We start from the raw sequence: 1687 nt of genomic DNA, 5'->3' as shown, positions 1-1687 counted from the left end.
CCGGGGTGGGCGGCGGGGGTCACGTCGGGACCGCCCGGCACCGGGTAGGTGTCGGCCGGCTCGACGGTGCGTGACCACCTCCGGCAGCACGACGGCTGTCGGGGTGGTGGATCCGCCGCCCGGAACACGGGTGGCGATGCTGGCGGCCGCGACCAGGTCACGGTGCCCGGAGAACGCGCAGTCCGCGCTTGACAACGTCCGGCCGCGGGGTTTCGGCACCCGCCGCCGGCAGGCGGGGCAGGTGGACGACGTGCCCCGTTCGTCGACCAGCCGGACGGTGATCCGGCCAGGACAGCTTTGTCGGTGAGGACCTGCAGGAGCCCGCCGATCTGCCACTGCCGCAACCGCAAGTTGTGCCGCCGGCCAGCAGGAATCTCAAGCACCCCCGGGGGTCACCGACGTGCAACACACCGACCCGCTGACCCACCGCCCAGGACACGACCGAGCGGGCGGCTTCGTGCTGGGCCTGACGGACCCGCCGCCGGTGCCGGCCCTCCACCAGCCGCGCCCAATGCCGGTACTGCCGCCACCGCCGCGACCCCTTCTGACCCGGCTTCGGCGCCCGCCGCGAGACGGCACGGCGGCGGACCTTCGTGTCGGCCAGGTGCATGCGATGCTCGCCGGCGACTGGGAAGCGCAAAACCTCCGCTGGAACAGTGACGAGCCGCTGGTGGTCCACGACTGGGACAGCGTCACAGCCGCGCCGGAGGCGGTGGTGGTCGGGCTGGCCGCGTCCGTGTGGCCGTGCGGGATGGTCCCCAGGGCCGCGACGGTTTCCGAGTCAGCAGCGTTCGTGGACGCCTACCAGCGCGCTGCCGGCCGCGGCTGGTCCGCAGGTGAGATCGAAGCGAGTTGGGCCGCGGGCCTTTGGGTGTACGCGTTCAACGCGAAGAAGGCCAGCTTGGACGGAGCATCGTGGCTGGCACCGGACGAGGCCGAGCAGAGGCTCGCCTTGGCCGGTGCCTGAATCGGCCCGACATCGAGCAAGATGGGCGGGCCGCCGAACGCCGTGAGGAACCAGGTGTGTTCAGTCCTGCTGCGACTCTGTCGTGCAGCCGCACGTTCGAGCTAACACAGGCGAATCTGCCGCCCATCGCGCGTGGCTCCGGCGACCGAGGCGGCCTGATCAGATGCACGGTATGCCGCCGATCGCGCGCTTCCGACTTGGGGCCGCGCTACGAGACCAGGTCGCCGAGTTCGGCGACGAGACGTCGCATGTCCTCGCCGGCGTCAAGGGTCACGATGATGGATGCCTCCTACGCACTCGGGTCGTAGCCCCGAGGGCCCCGGATGACGAAACGGAGACTTACGTGACCTCGTCGGTCATGCGTCGCGTCGATGCGGAGGTCGTGTTCTAGTGACTCCCAGGCCCGCACGCCATCCCATCCCTGGTACGACTCGGCGAGGTCGGCTGCCCACAACACGATCCCGTCGCCATTGAGCGTCCGGACCCAGGTCACAGCACTGACGCCGTCATCGGGCAGCTCGCACCGCAGGTCGAGTACCTCGTCCTGCCACGGCCGCCCGGCGCTACGAAGACGGGCGGACCCACGCCCCGCCTCGGCGGTGATTTCGACGCCGTCGTCCAACTGCCTCAACATCGGGAAGAGCATGCCACTGGTGCTTGCCGGTGTCGCGATGTTTGACGCCCACTCCCCGCGTCGCGGCGGCTCACTCTTCTGCCGAC

The 1687-nt window shown here is 70.4% G+C and carries 3 protein-coding genes; 1 reads left to right on the top strand and 2 read right to left on the bottom strand.

What is annotated here, in order from left to right; genetic code table 11:
• Positions 1–336, bottom strand: a 336-nt coding sequence (locus I8N68_RS34450; protein ID WP_200216896.1) for a zinc ribbon domain-containing protein, incomplete at its 3' end; no start/stop codon positions are given.
• Between the two features lie 277 nt (positions 337–613).
• Between I8N68_RS34450 and I8N68_RS32310 the strand changes: the two genes are divergently transcribed.
• On the top strand, positions 614–967 hold the full coding sequence (locus I8N68_RS32310) for a hypothetical protein (RefSeq protein WP_200216895.1): 354 nt from the start codon (positions 614–616) through the stop codon (positions 965–967).
• A 289-nt stretch (positions 968–1256) separates the two neighbouring features.
• Here the strand turns inward: I8N68_RS32310 and I8N68_RS33475 are convergent.
• Positions 1257–1687, bottom strand: a 431-nt coding sequence (locus I8N68_RS33475; protein ID WP_234041003.1) for a DUF6228 family protein, incomplete at its 5' end; no start/stop codon positions are given.

Origin of the sequence: Micromonospora coerulea (assembly GCF_016598485.1) — a bacterium.
Classification (GTDB): domain Bacteria; phylum Actinomycetota; class Actinomycetes; order Mycobacteriales; family Micromonosporaceae; genus Micromonospora; species Micromonospora coerulea.
Note: the sequence above shows the minus strand (reverse complement) of the source record. Positions and strands in the feature narration are given on the sequence as shown.

Excerpts from the sequence above, each read along its gene's own strand:
- I8N68_RS32310 (WP_200216895.1), top strand. The coding sequence starts at position 614 with ATGCTCGCCGGCGACTGGGAAGCGCAAAACCTCCGCTGGAACAGTGAC.